20 protein-coding genes are annotated in these 19,039 nt (G+C 63.0%); 6 read left to right on the forward strand and 14 right to left on the reverse strand.

What is annotated here, in order from left to right:
* The first annotated feature begins 229 nt into the window (after nucleotides 1-229).
* Both NKJ26_RS06500 and NKJ26_RS06505 read left to right on the forward strand, forming a co-directional pair.
* Nucleotides 230-1,174, forward strand: coding sequence for a carbohydrate kinase family protein (locus tag NKJ26_RS06500; protein ID WP_352694595.1), 945 nt, complete (start codon nucleotides 230-232; stop codon nucleotides 1,172-1,174).
* Nucleotides 1,175-1,250: 76 nt separating this feature from the next.
* Nucleotides 1,251-2,168, forward strand: coding sequence for a pseudouridine-5'-phosphate glycosidase (locus tag NKJ26_RS06505; RefSeq protein WP_352602382.1), 918 nt, complete (start codon nucleotides 1,251-1,253; stop codon nucleotides 2,166-2,168).
* Between the two features lie 112 nt (nucleotides 2,169-2,280).
* Here the strand turns inward: NKJ26_RS06505 and NKJ26_RS06510 are convergent, their stop codons facing one another.
* On the reverse strand, nucleotides 2,281-2,604 hold the full coding sequence (locus NKJ26_RS06510) for a TfoX/Sxy family protein (RefSeq protein WP_352602384.1): 324 nt from the start codon (nucleotides 2,602-2,604) through the stop codon (nucleotides 2,281-2,283).
* Between the two features lie 92 nt (nucleotides 2,605-2,696).
* On the opposite strand from NKJ26_RS06510, the gene NKJ26_RS06515 reads away from it, so the two are divergent.
* Entirely contained in the window at nucleotides 2,697-3,194 is a 498-nt protein-coding gene (locus tag NKJ26_RS06515) for a GFA family protein (RefSeq protein ID WP_352694598.1), read from the forward strand.
* A 126-nt stretch (nucleotides 3,195-3,320) separates the two neighbouring features.
* Here NKJ26_RS06515 and sufA read toward each other — a convergent pair whose 3' ends face one another.
* The 7 genes from sufA to NKJ26_RS06550 all read right to left on the reverse strand — a co-directional run bounded on the left by sufA (nucleotide 3,321) and on the right by NKJ26_RS06550 (nucleotide 10,460).
* Nucleotides 3,321-3,701 carry a Fe-S cluster assembly scaffold SufA gene (gene sufA, locus NKJ26_RS06520; RefSeq protein WP_352602388.1) on the reverse strand — a complete coding sequence of 127 codons (381 nt, stop codon included), beginning with the start codon at nucleotides 3,699-3,701 and terminating at the stop codon, nucleotides 3,321-3,323.
* 112 nt (nucleotides 3,702-3,813) lie between these two features.
* Nucleotides 3,814-4,206 carry an SUF system Fe-S cluster assembly protein gene (locus NKJ26_RS06525; protein WP_027028098.1) on the reverse strand — a complete coding sequence of 131 codons (393 nt, stop codon included), beginning with the start codon at nucleotides 4,204-4,206 and terminating at the stop codon, nucleotides 3,814-3,816.
* Between the two features lie 5 nt (nucleotides 4,207-4,211).
* Nucleotides 4,212-5,453, reverse strand: a complete 1,242-nt coding sequence (locus tag NKJ26_RS06530) for a cysteine desulfurase (protein ID WP_352694601.1) — start codon at nucleotides 5,451-5,453, stop codon at nucleotides 4,212-4,214.
* A gap of 45 nt (nucleotides 5,454-5,498) precedes the next feature.
* On the reverse strand, nucleotides 5,499-6,767 hold the full coding sequence (gene sufD, locus NKJ26_RS06535) for a Fe-S cluster assembly protein SufD (protein WP_352694602.1): 1,269 nt from the start codon (nucleotides 6,765-6,767) through the stop codon (nucleotides 5,499-5,501).
* A 40-nt stretch (nucleotides 6,768-6,807) separates the two neighbouring features.
* A complete protein-coding gene (gene sufC, locus NKJ26_RS06540; protein WP_352694604.1) occupies nucleotides 6,808-7,563 on the reverse strand; it encodes a Fe-S cluster assembly ATPase SufC in 756 nt (251 codons plus the stop codon).
* Between the two features lie 27 nt (nucleotides 7,564-7,590).
* A complete protein-coding gene (sufB, locus tag NKJ26_RS06545; protein ID WP_352694606.1) occupies nucleotides 7,591-9,108 on the reverse strand; it encodes a Fe-S cluster assembly protein SufB in 1,518 nt (505 codons plus the stop codon).
* A gap of 188 nt (nucleotides 9,109-9,296) precedes the next feature.
* Entirely contained in the window at nucleotides 9,297-10,460 is a 1,164-nt protein-coding gene (locus NKJ26_RS06550) for a cysteine desulfurase family protein (protein ID WP_352694608.1), read from the reverse strand.
* A 238-nt stretch (nucleotides 10,461-10,698) separates the two neighbouring features.
* On the opposite strand from NKJ26_RS06550, the gene NKJ26_RS06555 reads away from it, so the two are divergent.
* Nucleotides 10,699-11,373 carry an alpha/beta hydrolase gene (locus NKJ26_RS06555; RefSeq protein ID WP_027028091.1) on the forward strand — a complete coding sequence of 225 codons (675 nt, stop codon included), beginning with the start codon at nucleotides 10,699-10,701 and terminating at the stop codon, nucleotides 11,371-11,373.
* A gap of 24 nt (nucleotides 11,374-11,397) precedes the next feature.
* On the forward strand, nucleotides 11,398-12,048 hold the full coding sequence (locus tag NKJ26_RS06560) for an FMN-binding negative transcriptional regulator (RefSeq protein WP_352694710.1): 651 nt from the start codon (nucleotides 11,398-11,400) through the stop codon (nucleotides 12,046-12,048).
* A gap of 69 nt (nucleotides 12,049-12,117) precedes the next feature.
* On the opposite strand, the gene NKJ26_RS06565 is transcribed toward NKJ26_RS06560, so the two are convergent.
* From NKJ26_RS06565 to NKJ26_RS06580, 4 genes are all read right to left on the reverse strand, one after another.
* Entirely contained in the window at nucleotides 12,118-12,804 is a 687-nt protein-coding gene (locus NKJ26_RS06565) for a phosphatase PAP2 family protein (RefSeq protein ID WP_352694611.1), read from the reverse strand.
* 180 nt (nucleotides 12,805-12,984) lie between these two features.
* Nucleotides 12,985-14,634 carry an ArnT family glycosyltransferase gene (locus NKJ26_RS06570; protein WP_352694613.1) on the reverse strand — a complete coding sequence of 550 codons (1,650 nt, stop codon included), beginning with the start codon at nucleotides 14,632-14,634 and terminating at the stop codon, nucleotides 12,985-12,987.
* Between the two features lie 96 nt (nucleotides 14,635-14,730).
* The gene (locus NKJ26_RS06575; protein ID WP_027028088.1) at nucleotides 14,731-15,066 is read right to left on the reverse strand and encodes a lipid-A-disaccharide synthase N-terminal domain-containing protein; all 336 of its coding nucleotides are present in this window, start codon (nucleotides 15,064-15,066) and stop codon (nucleotides 14,731-14,733) included.
* Nucleotides 15,059-15,793: a glycosyltransferase family 2 protein gene (locus NKJ26_RS06580; protein ID WP_352694615.1), complete on the reverse strand. Its 735-nt coding sequence runs from the start codon at nucleotides 15,791-15,793 to the stop codon at nucleotides 15,059-15,061. Before NKJ26_RS06580 ends, NKJ26_RS06575 begins: the two co-directional genes overlap by 8 nt.
* A 364-nt stretch (nucleotides 15,794-16,157) precedes the next feature.
* On the opposite strand from NKJ26_RS06580, the gene tyrS reads away from it, so the two are divergent.
* The gene (gene tyrS / locus NKJ26_RS06585) at nucleotides 16,158-17,411 is read left to right on the forward strand and encodes a tyrosine--tRNA ligase (RefSeq protein ID WP_352602412.1); all 1,254 of its coding nucleotides are present in this window, start codon (nucleotides 16,158-16,160) and stop codon (nucleotides 17,409-17,411) included.
* A gap of 284 nt (nucleotides 17,412-17,695) precedes the next feature.
* Here tyrS and NKJ26_RS06590 read toward each other — a convergent pair whose 3' ends face one another.
* Complete coding sequence (locus NKJ26_RS06590) at nucleotides 17,696-18,253, reverse strand: hypothetical protein (protein WP_352694617.1); 558 nt, start codon at nucleotides 18,251-18,253, stop codon at nucleotides 17,696-17,698.
* The gene (locus NKJ26_RS06595; protein ID WP_352602416.1) at nucleotides 18,250-19,038 is read right to left on the reverse strand and encodes a DsbA family protein; all 789 of its coding nucleotides are present in this window, start codon (nucleotides 19,036-19,038) and stop codon (nucleotides 18,250-18,252) included. The genes NKJ26_RS06590 and NKJ26_RS06595 overlap by 4 nt, the downstream gene beginning before the upstream one ends.
* Nucleotide 19,039 lies beyond the last annotated feature (1 nt).

A 19,039-nucleotide genomic window follows, 5' to 3' on the forward strand; every position in this document is an offset into this window, starting at 1 on the left:
TCTGTTTGTACCTTTTTTGTTCTCATTTGTCAAGATGCGCCAACTTATTGAAAAACAACCAACATCCTGATTTGTTCTTTTTTTGTCTCGCGATTTCGCCCCGGGATGCCCCTGAATCCGCCAAACTCAGGTTGCCGTGCAGGCCTCGCGAATCGCTCCCGTTGGCTGCGAAGCTCCGTCGCACGGCATGGCGCTTGTGCGTGACGGCCAACAAAGGTCATATCGGCATATGGTGAAATCTCCAAGAATCCTGGCGGTCGGCGGTGCCCATATCGACCGGCGCGGCCAGGTGTCCGGACCCTACGTGCCGGCGGCCTCCAATCCGGGCACGATGCGCGAGGATGTCGGCGGCGGCGTCTTCAACGCCTTGCGCAGCACGGTGCGGCGCGGCGTCTCGGCCTCGCTGCTGTCGGTGCGCGGCGGCGATGCAGCCGCCGATACGGTTTCGCGGGCCATCGCCGAAGCAGGCATTGCCGATCTGTCGGCGGTGTTCCTCGATCGCACGACGCCGAGCTATACGGCTCTGATCGACCGCGAGGGCGAACTGCTCGTCGGCTTTGCCGACATGGCGCTCTATGAGCTGGCGTTTCCCAAGCAGATCCGTCGCTCCAGGGTGCGGGAGGAGATCGCCGCCGCCGATGCCGTCCTGTGCGACGCCAACCTGCCATCGGCGGCCCTGGAGCGGCTGGTATCGCTTGCCGCCGGCAAGCCCGTGTTCGCCATCGCCATTTCACCGGCCAAGATCGTGCGCTTGAAACCCGTCCTTGGCGATCTGGCCCTAGCCTTCATGAACAGGCGCGAAGCGGTCGCACTTGCCGGGCTTGACGATGCCGCCTCCCGGCAAGACATCGTCGACGGGCTGAGAAGCACCGGCCTCGTCAGCGCGGTGGTCACAGCGGGAGGCGGCCCGGTGCTGGGCTTCGACCGCGACGGCACCTTTGCCGTCATTCCGCCGCCTCCGAGGAAGGTCGCCGACGTCACCGGCGCCGGCGATGCGCTGGCGGGCGCGACGGTCGCCGCCTTGCTGCGCGGCATGGCCTTGCGTGCGGCGCTGCGGGAAGGCGTCGCCGCCGCGACGCTTGCCGTCGAGAATGCCAATGCGGTGCCGGATTTCACCGCGGCGGCGTTCACCGAAGCGCTGGCTCTTGTGCCCGATGCGCAGGAAATGGCATGAGACCGGCCAGTTCATAGTGCCGCGGTGCCGCTCAAGCGTCCGATAGGATGCGCCGCACTCCGGATTGGAGATCCAGATGACCCCAGAGACCGCCCGCCCCTTCATCGATGTCCACGCGCCGGTGGCGCAAGCCCTGGCCGCCGGGCAGCCTGTCGTGGCGCTGGAAAGCACCATCATCACCCACGGCATGCCCTACCCCGACAATGGCGCCATGGCAGCGGACGTCGAAAAGATCATCACCGATGGCGGCGCGGTGCCGGCGACGATCGCCGTGGTCGGCGGCCGCATCAAGATCGGCCTCTCCGACGGCGAGCGCGAATCGCTGGCCATGACCGGCGATGCCATGAAGCTGTCGCGCGCCGATCTCGGCTTTGCCGTGGCGCAAGGGCGCACCGGCGGCACCACGGTCGCCGCCACAATGATCGCGGCGCATATGGTCGGCATAAAAGTGTTCGCCACCGGCGGCATCGGCGGCGTGCACAAGGGCGCGGAAAAGAGTTTCGATATTTCCGCCGACCTCGACGAACTGGCCCGCACGCCGGTCATCGTCGTCTCGGCCGGCGCCAAGGCCATCCTCGACATCGAGAAGACCTTGGAGGTGCTGGAGACGCGCGGCGTGCCCGTGGTCGGCCATGGCTGCGAAACGATGCCGGCCTTCTGGTCCAGGCATTCGCCGTTCCGCGCGCCGCTGACCTTGCAAAAGCCGGAAGACATCGCGCATTTCTACCTGACGCGGCAGGCGCTGGGGCTGGCGGGCGGCATGCTGATCGCCAACCCGGTGCCCGAGGGCCACGAAATCCCGGCCGACGAGATGGCGGGCTATATCGACGCGGCACAAAAGGCCGCCGAGGCTCTCAACGTGACCGGCAAGGCGGTGACGCCGTTCCTGCTGTCGAAAATCCTCGAACTGACCGGCGGCAGGAGCCTGAAGACCAACATCGCGCTGGTCGAGAACAACGCCAGGCTGGCGGCGCGGATTGCGAAGGCGCTGTAGTACTCGGATATTCAAGCGGCAGCACATGGCCAATCGCGACTGCCGCGTTCCGTCACGTCCCTCGGCATTTCCGAAAAATTCGGTACAGCCGGAACGCTCGAAAGTCTCCGTGTCACTTCCCCGCTCGCCGCCCCGCCTCGTAAGCGCGGCGCGCCCAGACCGTCATCTCGTCGGGATCGTCAAAGGCGCTGTCGGGAATGCTCCAGTAGGGCATGGAGACGAGCTTGCCGTGGCGCGAGCCGGTATAGGTCCATTGTCGGCAGCCGGCGGCTTCGAAATCCGGCACACTTTGCTCGTCGGCCTTCAGCATCAATTCGCCGCGCAGCACGATGGCAACGATGACGCCATCGAAATAGATGCCCTTGCCGCCGAACAGCTTGCGGATGCTGACGGCGCCCAGGCCCTCGAAAAGTTCGGCGATGCGTTCATTGTCCATGCCGCGATCATGTCATCGCTGCCGGCGCTTGTCATCGCCGCAACCAAAACGCTGCTGACAGGTTGAAAGACCGTCGATCGGAGTCTCCCATCATGCCTGTTCTGCTCAAGGGGTCCTGCCGCTGCAATGCCGTTCGTTTCGAGGTGGAGAGCCACACGCCGGTGCCGTTCATGCTGTGCTACTGCTCGATCTGCCGCAAGCAGCAAGGCGGCGGCGGTTTCGCCATCAATCTCGGCGCCAACTATGAGACGCTGAACGTCAGGGGCAAGAGCAGCCTCGGCGTCTACCGGGCCGAGATCGAGGATGACGAGCATCCGCGCTGCGAGATATCGACCGGCGAGCGCAATTTCTGCCGCAGATGCGGATCGGCGCTGTGGCTCTACGACCCGACCTGGCCGGAACTCGTGCATCCCTTCGCCTCGGCAATCGACAGCGATCTGCCGAAGCCGCCCGAAAAGGTGCATCTGATGCTGAAATACAAGGCGAACTGGGTCGAGCCCGACGTCGGACCGAACGACAAGGTGTTCGACGTCTACCCGGAGGAATCCATCGCGGACTGGCACAAGCGAACGGGAATGTGGGTGGAGTAGCGTTCTTCGCCCCGTTCACGGGGACAAGATTCCCGGCAGCGGTGCGGCGCGAACTATCGAGGGTTGGCGCTGCCCCTCATCCGGCCCTTCGGGCCACCTTCTCCCCGTAAACGGGGCGAAGGAAGATCAGGCGGAGGCGCGGGCTTCGGCCAGGGCCTTGAGATCGGCCGGCTTCAATTCGACCGACTCGCCGCAGCCGCAGGCCGAGCTCTGGTTCGGGTTGCGGAAGGTGAAGCCGGTGCGCAGCGTCGTCTGCTCGAAATCCATCTCGGTGCCGAACAGGAAAAGGGCTGCCTCGGGCGCGACATAGACATGGGCGCCGTCGCGTTCGATATGGTCGTCCTTGGTGTTGGGCTCGGTCACCAGGTCGACCGTGTATTCCATGCCGGCGCAGCCGCCCTTTTTGATGCCGAGGCGAATGCCATGCGCATTGTCGCGCGTGGCGACGATCTCGCGCACACGGTCAGCGGCCTTTTCGGTCATCGTGATGACGGCAAAGCGTGCCATGTCTTTTCCTTTTCCATTCCATGCAGGTTCAAGGCCTGCCGAATGATTCCTCACCTAAAATGGTGAAGTTTTTCCACTGGCGCAAGTGCGCCGATCTTTGTCAGGCTCGACGCTAATACCAGCCTACCGCCACCTGCGCCTCTTCCGACATGCGGTCGGGCGACCAAGGCGGATCGAAGGTCATGTTGACCTCGACGCCGGAAACGCCTTCCACGGCGCCGACGGCATTTTCGACCCAGCCGGGCATTTCGCCGGCGACGGGGCAGCCCGGCGCGGTCAGCGTCATGTCGATCTTGACCGAGCGGTCGTCCTCAATATCGATCTTGTAGACGAGGCCGAGTTCGTAGATGTCGGCCGGGATTTCCGGGTCGTAGACCGTCTTCAGCGCCGAGACGATGTCGTCGGTCAACCGCGCCAGTTCATCGGCGGGGATGGCCGTCGCGGAAACGACGCCGTTGGCGGCGGTTTCCGGGGTGGTCTCGGCAGCAGTGCTCGCATCTTCCATGGTCGTCACCCGAAAAACTTGCGCGCTTTTTCCAGCGCATCGGCCAAAGCGTCGACTTCGGCCCTGGTGTTGTACATGCCGAACGATGCCCTGCATGTGGAGGTTACGCCGAAGCGTTTCAACAGCGGCTGGGCGCAATGGGTGCCGGCGCGGACGGCAACGCCTTGCCGATCGATCACCATCGACACGTCATGGGCGTGAATGCCTTGCAGCTCGAAGGAGATGATGGCGCCCTTATCAGGCGCGTCGCCGAAGATGCGCAGCGAATTGATCGAACGCAGCCGCTCATGCGCATAGGCCTTGAGATCGGCTTCGTGGGCGGCGATGCGCTCGCGTCCGACCGTGTCCATGTAGTCGAGCGCCGCGCCCAGCCCGATCGCCTGGACGATCGGCGGCGTGCCGGCCTCGAAGCGGTGCGGCGGCTCGTTGTAGGTGACGATGTCTTCCGTCACCTCCTCGATCATCTCGCCGCCGCCCATGAAGGGGCGCATGCCCGCGAGAATGTCCCTCTTGCCGTAGAGCACGCCGATGCCCGACGGGCCATAAACCTTGTGGCCGGTGAAGACGAAGAAATCGCAGTCGAGATCCTGCACGTCGACAGGCATATGGACGGCGCTCTGGCTGCCGTCCACGAGGACGGGAATTCCACGCGAATGCGCGATGCGCACGATCTCCTTGATCGGCGTCACCGTGCCCAGCGCATTCGACATCTGGGTGATGGCAACCAGCTTGGTGCGGTCGGTCAGGCGCTTTTCGAATTCCTCGATGTGGAAGACGCCGAGATCGTCGACTGGCACCCAGACCAGCTTGGCGCCCTGCCGTTCGCGGATGAAATGCCACGGCACGATGTTGGAGTGGTGCTCCATGATCGACAGCACGATCTCGTCGCCCTCGCCGATATTGGGCATGCCATAGCCATAGGCGACCGTGTTGATGGCCGACGTGGTGTTCGAGGTGAAGACGATGTTGTCGGTGCTTGGCGCATTGAGAAAGCGGCGCACCGTCTCGCGCGCCTTTTCATAGGCGTCGGTGGCGGCATTGGACAGGAAATGCAGCCCGCGATGGACGTTGGCGTATTCCTGGCTATAGGCGTGCTGGATGGCGTCGAGCACGGCCTGCGGCTTCTGCGCCGAGGCGCCATTGTCGAGATAGACCAGCGGTTTTCCGTACACTTCCCGCGACAGGATCGGGAAGTCGCGGCGGATCGCCTCGACGTCATAGGGGATGTTTTCGACTTTCTGGTCCATCACAAGCTCTCTCGAGGCATCGCCTCATTCCGCCCCCCAGGCAAATTAGCCGTGCGCCAAAAACCAGCCGTCGAGCCGCGTCTCCAGCGCCTCGACGATCGCCTCGTCGTCCAGTTCCTCGATCACCTCGGCGACGAAGGCTTTCACGAGCAACCCCCGCGCGGACTTCTCGTCGACGCCGCGCGCCATCAGGTAGAACAGATGGTCGTGGTCGATCTCGGTGACGGTGGCGCCGTGGCCGCAGACGACGTCGTCGGCGAAGATTTCGAGCTCGGGCTTGGTCGAGAACTCGCCATCGTCGGACAGCAACAGCGTGTTGCAGGCCATCTTGGCGTTGGTCTTCTGCGCATATTGATGGACGTTGATGCGGCCCTGGAAGACGCCGCGCGCCTTGCCCGTCACCACATTGCGGATGATTTCGGTCGAGGTCGTATGCGGCACGGCATGGTCGAGCACCATGGTCACGTCGGTATGGGTGTCGCCGGCCAGGAGATTGATGCCACGCAGTTTGAAGTCGGCGCCTTCGCCGGTCGTCCTGACCACGATCTCCTGCCGAACGAGCTTGCCGCCGGCGTTCATGATGAACAGCGTCAGCTTCGCGTTCTTGCCGAGATGAGCCTTGAATTGCGCCAGATGCGTCGCCGTTTCCGGCTGCTCCTGGACGATCAGCCAGGTCACCTCGGCATCCTCGCCGAGTACGAGCTGGCTGACCGAGCTCGTCAGCGCCGCGCCCTCGCCGGCCTGGCGCTCGACGATGACGGCCTTGGCGCCGGCACCGACGCGCACCGGCAGGCGCACATGGGTCTGGCCGCCGGCCTGCAAATTCTGCAGCTCGATCGGCTTTTCCAGCTCGGTGCCATCGGCGATGTCGACAAAATAGCCGTCAGCGACGAAAGCGGTGTTCAGCGCACCGATGGCATCGTCGCTGCCATAGCGGTCGAGCCCCGGCGCGATGCTGCCGTCGATCAGCTTTTCCGCCAGGCTTTGCACGGTAACGCCCGCGACGGCCGGCAGCTTCGTGCTGGACTTGCCGTTCAGGATCGGCAAAACGGCCGAGCCTTCCACGATCGGCGCAATGGCCTTGGCCAGCGCGGTCGGGTCGAAGTCCGGGATCGCATTCAAGAGCCGGCGCAGGTCCGTGTAGTGCCAGGATTCGATGCGCCGCGTCGGCAGGCCGTGCTTGATCGATTCTATCGCGTCGTCGCGCTTCAGCATCACCGCGCCGTCGCCCGGCAGCAGCGACAGCCGGTCGCCGAACGCGTCGATCAACGCTGTTTCGGCCGGTGTCCGCTGCGGTTGTGCGTGCATGTTCATCAGTTTTGCCCCGCCTTTTGGCACAAAATGGCCCGGCATCTCACGCGGCTTGCCCAATCACGCCGGCATAGCCATTGGCTTCTAGGTCGAGCGCCAGCGACTTGTCGCCGGACTTGATCACCTGGCCCTTGTAGAGCACGTGCACACTGTCCGGCACGATGTGTTCGAGCAGGCGCTGGTAGTGGGTGATGACGACGATGGCCCGGTCGGGCGCGCGCAGCGCGTTGACGCCGTCGGAGACGATCTTCAGCGCATCGATGTCGAGGCCGGAATCGGTCTCGTCGAGCACGCAGAGTTTCGGTTCCAGGAGCTTCATCTGCAGGATCTCGGCGCGCTTCTTCTCGCCGCCGGAGAAGCCGACATTGAGCGGCCGCTTCAACATCGCCATGTCCATGCTCAGCGAGGCGGCGGCTTCCTTCACCCGCTTGAGGAATTCCGGTATTTTCAGCGGTTCTTCGCCGCGCGCCTTGCGCTGCTCGTTCATCGCCACTTTCAGGAATTCCATGGTCGCCACGCCCGGTATCTCCATTGGATACTGGAAGGCGAGGAAGATGCCGGCCGTCGCGCGCTCGGCCGGATCCATCTCGAGGATCGACTGGCCGTTGTAGAGGATGTCGCCTTCGGTCACTTCATAATCCTCGCGGCCGGCCAGGATGTAGGACAGCGTCGACTTTCCCGAACCGTTGGGGCCCATGATGGCGGCGACCTCGCCGGCTTTCACCGTCAGGTTCAGGCCGCGGATGATTTCGGTGCCGTCATCGACGATACGGGCGTGCAGGTTCTTGATCTCAAGCATTCTTTTGTTTCCTGAATATCTGTCCGGTCAGCCGACCGAGCCCTCGAGCGAAATCCCGATCAGCTTCTGCGCCTCGACGGCGAATTCCATCGGCAGCTGCTGGATGACGTCCTTGACGAAGCCGTTGACGATCAGCGCGATCGCTTCCTCTTCGGGGATGCCGCGCTGCATGACGTAGAATTTCTGATCCTCGGAAATCTTCGAGGTCGTCGCTTCGTGCTCGAACTGCGCCGTCGAGTTCTTGGCTTCCATGTAGGGCACGGTGTGCGCGCCGCACTGGTCGCCGATCAGCAGCGAGTCGCAATTGGTGAAGTTGCGGGCGTTGGTCGCCTTGCGGTGCGCCGAGACCTGGCCGCGATAGGTGTTCTGCGAATACCCCGCGGCGATGCCCTTGGAGATGATACGGCTCGACGTGTTCTTGCCGAGATGGATCATCTTGGTGCCGCTATCGACCTGCTGATAGCCGTTCGACACGGCGATCGAATAGAACTCGCCGGAGGAATCGTCGCCGCGCAGGATGCAGCTCGGATACTTCCAGGTGATCGCCGAGCCGGTCTCGACCTGCGTCCACGAAATCTTCGAGCGGTGGCCACGGCAGTCGCCGCGCTTGGTGACGAAATTGTAGATGCCGCCCTTGCCCTCGGCGTCGCCGGGGTACCAGTTCTGCACCGTCGAATATTTGATCTCGGCATCGTCGAGCGCGACGAGTTCGACAACCGCTGCATGCAACTGGTTCTCGTCGCGCTGCGGCGCCGTGCAGCCTTCGAGATAGGAGACGTAAGCCCCCTCCTCGGCGATGATCAGCGTGCGCTCGAACTGGCCGGTGTTCTTCTCGTTCATGCGGAAATAGGTCGACAGCTCCATCGGGCAGCGCACGCCCTTGGGCACGAAGACGAACGAACCGTCGGTGAACACGGCTGAATTCAGCGTGGCGTAGAAATTGTCGGAGGTCGGCACCACGGAGCCGAGATACTTCTTCACCAGCTCCGGATGTTCGCGGATGGCTTCCGAGATCGAGCAGAAGATGACGCCGGCCTGCGCCAGCTCCTTCTTGAAGGTGGTGACGACGGACACGGAATCGAACACCGCGTCGACAGCGACGCGGCCCGATTTGTAGACGTTGTCGCTGGCTTCTTCGAGTTCCGAAGCGTCGGTCTTCTGCACGCCGGCGAGGATTTCCTGCTCCCTCAACGGAATGCCGAGCTTTTCGTAAACCTTCAGCAGCTCGGGATCGACATCGCTGAGCGAGGTCGGGCCGGGCGTGCTCTTCGGCGCCGCATAGTAGTAGAGGTCCTGGAAATCGATTTTCGGATAGTGAACGCGCGCCCAGGTCGGCTCGTCCAGCGTCAGCCAGCGGCGATAGGCTTCCAGGCGCCATTCCAGCATCCAGGACGGCTCGTCCTTCTTCGCCGAAATGAAGCGGATAATGTCTTCGCTAAGCCCCTTTGGGGCTTTGTCCATCGCGATTTCGGTCTGGAATCCATATTTATACTGATCGACGTCGATCTTTCGGACCCGATCGATCGTGTCCTGCACAGCAGGCATAAGCGTTCTCCATCCACGCCGGGGTCAAGGCCCGACAGTTTTCAAACTATGGCACCGCCGGAATCGAACACCGAAACGGCATCCGCGGCAGCGTAAGTTTCATATAGTGCATTTCGACCGGAAATTCACCCGGCCAGCATGAAACGCACGGCTCTACCAGGCCGAAAGGCCCAAAATCGTCCAACCGCCTAAGCTGCCTTTTCCTTGTCCGCCCTGCGTGCGGCTATTCCCGCAAGCGCTTCGCGGAACAGTTCGATGTCCTCGGCGCCGGTCACCCGGCCGATCGACACCCGCAAGGCGCCAAGGCCGTCACCGTGCCCCATGGCCTTCAGCACATGGCTCGGCCCGACCTTGCCCGACGAGCAGGCGGAGCCGGCCGACAGCGCGACGCCGGCCAGATCGAAGGCGATCTGCGCGGTTTCGGCCTTGATGCCGGGAATAGCGAAGAATGTCGTGTTGGCAAGCCTTGGCGCACCAGTTCCAAAGATTTCCGCCTCCGGCACCAGCATTTTCACGACGGCTTCGATCTCGTCGCGACGCTGCCGCACCGCCTCCATGGCCGGCAGGCCGTCAAGCGTCTCGCGCGCGGCCGCGCCAAAACCAGCGATGGCGGCGAGGTTTTCCGTGCCGCCGCGATGGCCCTTTTCCTGGCCGCCGCCATTGATCAGCGGCTTCGGCATCATCAGGTCGGCAGCAGCGACAATGGCACCAACCCCCTTGGGGCCGCCGATCTTGTGCGAGGACAGAATCAGGTAATCGGCGTAACCCGCTGACATATCGATCGAAACGCGGCCTGCGGCCTGAACGGCGTCGACCACGAGAACACCGCCCGCCGCCTTGACGATTTCGGCGATGCGATCGATCGGCTGGATGACGCCGGTCTCGTTATTGGCGGCATGGATGGCAACCAGCGGCAGGCCGTCGGTCTTGTCATGACGGGCAAGTGCTGCCGCCAAAGCGTCGAGGTCGGCGATCCCGTCGGTGTCGACGCCGATCCGCGTCACCTCCGCCGCCAGGAAGCGACCGCCCTTCAGCAGGCAGGGATGATCGGCCTCGGACACGTAAAGCCGGCTCATGCGCACGCTGCCGCGGCCCATCCGCCAGTCTGGCGTCAGCAGCGTCGAGGCGGCTTCCGTCGCGCCGGAGGTGAACACGACATGCTCGGCCCTGGCATTGACCAGCGCCGCCACGTCGCGCCTCGCGGTCTCGATCAGGCGCCGCGCGGCACGCCCTTCGGCATGAACCGACGACGGATTGGCGGCGACGTCCAGAGCCGCGACCATGGCCTCGCGCGCCGCGGCAAGCAGCGGCGCACTGGCATTATAGTCGAGATAGGCGCGCTTTCCGGCCATTTTCGTCCAGTTAGTCCCTTCCGAAGCCATTCCGCTGGCTTATCGCGTTATTTCCTTGAAATTCCAAGGTGAGCCGTCCTATTTACGCGGCTTGCGGCGCGGGTGGCCGGCTCGATGTCTGGCCACTCAGTTTTGAACAGTTCTAAACTAGCTTCTAAGAAGACGCTCGCCCTGCGTCAAGGCCAGAGGAAAGACATGTTCCGGGCGCCGCGCATTCGTATACCAAGTGGAGTATTTCATGCCTGAGGTCATTTTCACCGGTCCGGCCGGCCGCCTGGAGGGACGCTACCAGCCCTCGAAGGAAAAGAGCGCGCCGATCGCCATTGTGTTGCATCCACATCCGCAGTTCGGCGGAACGATGAACAACAAGATCGTCTACGATCTCTTTTATATGTTCCAGAAGCGGGATTTCACCACCCTTCGCTTCAATTTCCGCGGCATCGGCCGCAGCCAGGGCGAATTCGATCACGGCACCGGCGAATTGTCGGATGCGGCCGCAGCGCTTGACTGGGTGCAGTCGCTGCACCCGGATTCTAAGAGCTGCTGGGTCGCCGGTTATTCCTTTGGCTCGTGGATTGGCATGCAGTTGCTGATGCGCCGGCCCGAGATCGAAGGTTTCATCTCGATCGCGCCGCAGCCCAACACCTATGATTTCTCCTTCCTGGCGCCCTGCCCCTCCTCGGGGCTGATCATCCATGGCGATGCCGACAAGGTGGCGCCGCCTAAGGACGTGCAGGGCCTGGTCGATAAGCTGCACACGCAAAAGGGCATCACCATCACGCAGAAGACCTTGCCCGGCGCCAACCATTTCTTCGCCAACGACGCCGACGTGTTGATCGAGGAATGCGCTGACTATCTCGATCGCCGGCTGGCGGGCGAGTTGTCGGATCCGCGGCCGAAGCGGCTGAGATAGACGAGAGGAGGCGTGAGCACGGATATGTACGAGCCTCCTCATTTCCAGGAAACACGGCCGGAAGTGCTGCACGGCCTGATCAGGGCGCATCCGCTCGGCATGCTTGTCTCGAACGGCCCCGACGGTCCGGTCGCCAACGCGGTTCCCTTCCTGCTCGACGCTGACGCGCAACCCAACGGCAGGCTGCGCGCCCATCTGGCGCGGGCCAACCCGCAATGGCGCCTCATCGCCGACAATCCGGCATCGCCCGTGCTGATCGTCTTCCAGGGCACCGACGCCTATGTGACGCCGTCCTGGTACGAGACCAAGCGCGAGACCGGCAAGGTGGTGCCGACCTGGAACTATGCCATCGTGCAGGTGCGCGGCACGGCCAAAGTGATCGACGACCAGGACTGGCTGGCGCGGCAGATCGCCGACCTGACCGCGTCCCAGGAAGGCAGCCGCGAGGCGCCCTGGGCGGTGACTGACGCGCCCGCGCCCTTCATCCAGTCGCAGATCAAGGGCATTATCGGGCTGGAGATCGAGATCAACGAAATCCACGGCAAGTGGAAGGTCAGCCAGAACCGTCCGGTCGCCGATCGCGCCGGCGTTGCGCAAGGGCTTGAAAGCGAGACGATCAATTCGTCCGACATGGTTCGCCTGGTAAGGTCCTACGGCGGCCTGGAAGGCAATTAAGGCGGTTGTTGACCCAACTCCGGACGGAAAAAGCGTTTCGCACTTTTCCTGGAATGCTCTGGCGGCCGCCTATCTTTCTGGGGCAATCAGCCGGAAGGACGCTTTGCGAACCGGCAAGCCCGACGCTGCCGGGCGGAAGATGAAGCCGAGCCGGGCAAAGACTATGCCGCAGACCAGTGCGAAGGCGCAGCCGAGGCCGAAGCCGGCGACGGTGTCGCTTGGGTAATGCGCGCCGACGAAGACCCTGGTCGAGGCGATGCAGGCGGTGATCGCCAGCGCGACGTACCAGCGCCGCGGAAACAACAGCAGAAGAATGCCGAACACGGCGCCCATCGTCGTGGCATGGCCGGACGGAAAGCCGGCGAAGCGGGCGTCGAAAGCAAAGGGACGCAGCGACAGCATGCCGAAGTCCTGGAAGTAGAGCGGGCGAGCCCGGCCGATCGCATATTTCAGCAGATTGACCGTCAGCCCGGACAGGCCGACGGCGCTCAGCACCAAAAAAGCCAGGCAGGTCCAGTTGTAGACCAACATCAGCGATCGTCGCGACAGGCTTCGCCAATCGGTCAGATTGGCCGCGGCGAGAAAAAGCGCCGACGGGATGAGATACCAGCCGCCAAGGCCGAATTGCGTGAAGAAGTCGGCAAGCCGAGCGAAATTTGCCGACCACTGGCCGTGAAGCATCCCGGCCGGCGTGTCGAGGCGAACAAACGCCAGCGCCGTCAGCAAGACCCAGACCAGCCCCCAGACCTGCCACACGATGTTCGGGTATCTGGCGGGACGAGACGCAAAGCGCCCTTTCGCGATCCGCATCGTATCGCGAAAATTGTCCAGGGATCGGCGCCCCACCCCAAGGAGCAGGCCGGAAACTGAAGGGCGCGATTTCACCAGCATTGGAAACTCGACCCCATTGTTGCCGTCATGGGCATCGACGAGCCGTCATTGGGCCACACGATAGAGACCGAGCGTCAGTTTGTCTCCCGACGAGTAGTTGAGCCCATCGATTTGGGTCAGGCGGTTCGCCGATTTGCCCTGTGCCGCCAGCAGTCCATTCAATTTCTGCTCGTCCCCGATCTGCGCCAGCGCCAGCGCACAGGCGGGGTCGGCAAGCAGATGCCTGGCGACGCCATCGACGTCGGTCAGAACCGTTTTCGTACCCACCAGGAATACCAGGCTCGGTTCATGATAGTCCGCCGAGGCCAGAACCGTGGTGTCGCAAGGCTTGTCGGCGCGCATCGCTTCCTCGATCGCCGGGCTTAGCCAGATCGGCTTCAGGGACGGCGCAATGACGCCGAACAGCAAGGCATAGGTGATGCCCGCACAGACCGCGACCGCGCCGATACGGCGCAGCGGCACCTGCAGCTGCCAGGAAAAGGCGAAGTAGCCGGCGCCGAGCGCTGCCGCGGCAGCCGGAATGCTCCACCAGGAGAACGTGCCGGCGAGATAGAGCGGCGCTCCGACGCAGACCGCCGCCAGGCCGAGGCTGACGACGACCAGGCCGAATGCGGTCGACCACCACAGCCAACCTTGCCAGCGCTTGAGCGGTGCGTTGGCGTCCTGCGGCGACAATGTCAGCAGCCAGCCGATCAGCAACGCCATGCCGGGATAGGCCGGCAGGACATAATGCGGCAGTTTGGTCGGGATCAGCTCGAACACCAGCCAGAACGGAATGTACCAGGCCAGGCAGAAGCGCAGCCGGGGGTCGTCGCGCAACCGGTTGAGGGCCTGGAGCCCGGCGCCGACCGCTATCAGCCCGAACGGCCACATGAACAGCGAATAGGTCAGCATGTAGAAGCCGGGCGGCAGGCCATGCGATTCCTCGCCCGACGCGACCTTGCCGAGCATGTCCTTGCCGACGGCCTGCTGCAGGAAAGCGCCATGGCTTTTCCAGGTGATCAGGGCAAGCCAGGGCAACACGATCAGCACAACAAGCGCCAGGCCGCGCCCAATCCTCAGCTTCGACAGCCAGCGCCCGTCGCGCTCGAAGGCCAACAGCACCGCGATGGTCAGCGCCGACAGCAGCGGGCCGATCGGCCCCTTGATAAGGATCGCCGCGCCCTGCGCTATCCAGAAGATCCACCAGAGATGGCCGGCGGCCGGTTCGTTGCGGCGCGATGCCAGGTAGATCTGCGCCAGCGCGCCTTGCGCCGCCACGCAACAGGCCAGCAGCATCGCATCGGTCTTGGCGTCGCGGCCCTCGAAAGCGGTGGCGAAGATCGCGGCCATCACCAGACCGGCGGCGATGCCGGCACTGGCTCCGAACAGATTGGTGCCGGTCCAGGCGATGGCCAGCACCGCAATGGCGATGCCAAGCGCCGAGACCGTGCGGTAGACCCAGATCGGTGCTTCGGCGCCCTCGCCGCTCAGCATCACGGCCGCCGATTGCAGCCAGTAGATGCCGATCGGCTTCTGGTAGCGCGAGGCATCCTGAAAGCGGATGTCGACATAGTCGCCGCTCTCGACCATCTGCTTGGTGGCCTGGACGAAGCGCGGCTCGTCGCGGTCGAGCGGCGGCATGGATGCCAGTCCCGAAACCGTCATCACCAGGCTGAACAGGAAGAGAAGGATGTAATTCCTGTTCAACGCCATGTTTCAGCCTCTCCGATCATTTGCGTCATGCATGTTGCCCAAAGTGTGCAGCGGTTTGGCAAAGCGACATGCAAAAAGAATTATCTGACGGGCTGCTCAATCGACCTTGGTCATCGCCGCCGCCTTGCGCTCGTTGGCGATCAGCCAAAGATTGCGGATATAGATGAACATGCCCAAGGCCTGGCCGGCGATGAAAACCGGATCCTGACGCTGGATGGCATAGATCAGCAGCAGGCCGCCACCGAACAGGGAAAAGAACCAGAAGGCGACCGGCACGACGCTGCGCTTGGCCTTTTCCGAGGCGAGCCACTGCACGACGAAACGCATGCTGAAGAAGAACTGGGCGACGAAGCCGAGCAGGACCCACGCGTCGAATTGCTTGATGAAGACCTGGTGAAGCCAGGTCGCCAATTCCTGAAGCACGCTACCCATGCCTGATTTCCTCTACTTTTGGCATCCTGCGGCGCCGGCGGCGCAGCCACCAGACACCGCCGAGATCGAGCGCACCCTGCAGGCCGCGATCGAAAATGCCGTAGTTCGACTTGCCGTGCCGGCGCGAGCGGTCAACGACGTCGCAATGCACGACACGGTACCCTTCCTGGATGACCAGCGCCGGGACGAAGCGATGGGTGCCGTCGAAGAACGGCAGTTTGCGCAGGATGTCGGTATGGATTGCCTTCAGGCCGCAGCCGGTGTCGCGCGTCTCGTCATGCAGGATGGCGTTTCTCAGCCAATTAGCGAAGCGTGACGCCAGTTGTTTGACCTTGCTGTCGCGGCGTTTGAGGCGCTGCCCCTGTGCGGCGCCGAAATCGGGCCCGGCCTGCCGAAGCGCATCGACCAACACCGGAATGTATTGCGGGTCGTTCTGGCCGTCGCCGTCGATCGTGGCGACGATGCCGCCGCGCGCCGCCCAGGCGCCCGAACGCACCGAAAGGCTCTGGCCGGCGGATTTCCGGTGCCGCAATTCCCGCACGGGAAAGGGCCGAAGCGCCGCCTGCTCGGCCAGCACGGCAGTGGTTTCGTCGGTCGAACCGTCATTGACGATGATCAGTTCGAAGTCGCGCCCGGCCATCGCCGCCTCGATCTCGTCGATCAGCAGCGGCAGGTTCGCCGCCTCGTTCCTGCAAGGAATGACGATGGATATCAATGCGTCCGGCATGTCGCGTGGGGCTCTGTCGTCGGATATGGCATTGGGTCGATGCCGTGCGGTGCCGCTTGAGGTCGTGGGCTGCAAGGACCTTTTGGCGCGCGCCTCATTACGCCAGCCGAAACAATGAAGCAAGCATTCGCGCCGGAAGGCGCGTTGCAGCGTTTCAACAACGGGTGATCGCCTCCGCGTCCTACAACCTCGGCGCCAGATCCAACGCAAAACCGGATTCCACTTTTGCTGATCGCGACCCCTCGTCGACGCGCGATCCAACGCAAAACCGGGATTCCACTTTTGCTGATCGCGCTTGGATGCTAAACGCGCGCGTTCACATACGCCCGCGCCGGACCGGCCGGGCGCTTTCGGGAAAGAAAACATGCCTGCCTTCAAGTCCGATTTCCTGCGCACGATGAACGAGCGCGGTTTCATCCACCAGACTTCGGATGATTCCGGCCTCGACAATCTCTTCGCCACGGAGACGGTGACGGCCTATATCGGCTTCGACGCGACCGCCAAGAGCCTGCATGCCGGCTCGCTGATCCAGATCATGATGCTGCACTGGCTGCAGCAGACGGGTCATCGGCCGATCGCGCTGATGGGCGGCGGCACCTCGATGATCGGCGACCCGTCCTTCAAGGACGAGGCTCGCAAGCTCCTGACCCCGCAGGATATCGACGACAATCTCGCCGGCATCCGCCGCAACTTCATGCCGTACCTCAAATTTGGAAGCGGCCCGAATGACGCTATCATGGTCAACAATGCCGACTGGCTGATGGAGATCAACTACGTCAATTTCCTGCGCGACGTCGGCCGTCACTTTTCCGTCAATCGCATGCTCGCGTTCGATTCCGTCAAGCTCCGGCTCGATCGCGAGCAGTCGCTGTCGTTCCTCGAATTCAACTACATGATCCTGCAGGCCTATGATTTCGTCGAGCTCCACAAGCGCCTCGGCTGCCGCTTGCAGATGGGCGGCTCCGACCAGTGGGGCAACATCATCAACGGCATCGATCTCGGCCGCCGCATGGAGGACGCGCAACTCTATGCGCTGACCACGCCGTTGCTCACCACCTCATCCGGCGCCAAGATGGGCAAGTCGGCCTCGGGCGCGGTCTGGCTCGATGCGGACATGCTGAGCCCCTACGAATTCTGGCAATACTGGCGCAACACCGAGGATGCCGACGTCGGCCGTTTCCTGAAACTTTATACGACGCTGCCGTTGGGCGAAGTCGCGCGCCTGGAGCAACTCGGCGGATCCGAGATCAACGAGGCGAAGAAGGTGCTTGCCACCGAGATCACCGGCTTGCTGCACGGTCGTGCTGCCGCCGAACAAGCCAGCGACACGGCGCGCAAGACGTTCGAGGAAGGCGCGCTCGCTGAAACCCTGCCGACCGTCGAGGTGGACAAGGCAGCGCTTGAAGCCGGGCTTGGCGTGTTGTCGCTGCTCGTAACCGCCGGGCTGGCGGCGTCGAATGGTGAGGCGCGGCGGCATGTGCAAGGTGGCGCCGTGCGCCTGAACGACCAGCCGGTCAGCGACGAGCGCCGGCTGGTGACATCTCAGGATTTGAGTCCGGAAAACGTCGTAAAGCTTTCACTCGGCAGGAAAAAGCACATTCTGGTGCGGCCGGTCTGAGCCAAACTGGATCAGCTTCGCAGGTATTTGACCAGCGCGGCTATGCCGAGCACAAGCGTGATGAAAACCAGGACCCAGATGAGCGCCATGCCGCCCATCATCCAAGCCGAGCCATCCATCATGGCAATCATCCTCCATGGGTGACGAGAGCCGGCCTCGCCGGCGCGCTTCGGCGATTGCAGGGTGAACTAGGTCGCCGCGCAAGCCCGTCAAGGCGACGAGGATTCCGGTTGGCGAGCGGCGGCGCTCAGCGGGCGGAATGCCATCTTCCCGGCAAGCCTACATTACATCGCTCCGCCGCAGCCGTCGGAAAGATCCCACACATCGACGATCCGATTGCCGTCGAAGCCATGCTCGTGGATCAGGTATTTCGCCAGTCCGCCGTACACCTTCCAGCGCCAGCATGGGCAGCAGCAGGGACCTTTCTCCTCGGAATTGGCCATCGCGTAGTCGTAGCTCTTCTGCTCATCGCCGGTGAGCTTGAGATCGTAATACGGCAGCATCTGCTGCGCTGTCGCCGCCGGTATGTCGTATGGATCAGTGGGGATCATCGGGATGGATCGATATTTGACCAGCCCTTTCACCTGCTCGCCATAGCGCTTCAAGTCCATCGGGCTGCAGCACGACCCTTTGATGCGCGCCATCGGCGGCATACTGGCGATCGACTCCGTGAACTTGGCAGAGCAGGTACTGTTGCCGTTCTGGCTTAGATCCCTGAAGCGCTTTGCTAATTCCCGATCCTCGAAGGCGACGGCCGAAGCGGGTCGCGCCAGAAAGCCCGCAGCCGTAGCAACGCCAAACACGCCAAAAACAATGGTGCGCCGACTTGGGGTGTTGATCATTTTCCGGTCCTCGCTTGTTCGACGAGTTGCTTCAGCGTCGCAAGATCGGTCGCGCCGGGAAATATCCGGTCGCCGGCGACGAAGCCCGGCGTTCCTGAGATTCTCAGCGCCTGGGCCAGTTCCGTGTTGCGATCAATCATTGCCTGGATGTCGGGCTGCCGCATGTCCGTCTTCATGCGCTCGACGTCCAGCCCGGCCTTGTCGGCGACCCTGAGCACAACCGCCTCTGTCACTCTTGTCTTCGCTCCGTAGAGCGCCTTGTGAAAGGCCGCGTACTTGCCTTGCTTGTCGGCGGCGAGCGCCGCCTTGGCCGCGAACACCGAATCCGGACCGAGAACGGGGAATTCCTTGTAGACGATCCTGAGTTGTGGATCGTCGGCCACCGCCTGGTCCATGATCGGCGCCATCACACGGCAGTAAGGGCAATTGTAGTCGAAGAATTCGACCAGGGTGACATTGCCTTGCGCATTGCCGCCGATGGGGCTTTGCTTGTCGCGGAAGATGTCGTCCGCGCGTTCCTTAAGCACCTTCCTGGCCTCGGCCGCATCCGCTTCGCGCTGGCGCTGGTCCAGGCTTTGCAATGCCTGCACGAGAACTTCCGGATGCGCGAGGATATAGTCATGGATCCGCTGGTCGAGCTGGTCCTGGAACGTTTCGCCGGCTGCAAGCGCCGATCGTTCGAAGCTCTGAACGCCTGGATTGAGCAGAAACCATCCTGTCACGCCCGCAATCAGGATAGTGCGGAAGATGCGTCCGAAAAACCGGCTCGTGTGCGCCTTGGTCAAC

Origin of the sequence: Mesorhizobium sp. M0152 (assembly GCF_040322415.1) — a bacterium.
Lineage (GTDB): Bacteria > Pseudomonadota > Alphaproteobacteria > Rhizobiales > Rhizobiaceae > Mesorhizobium.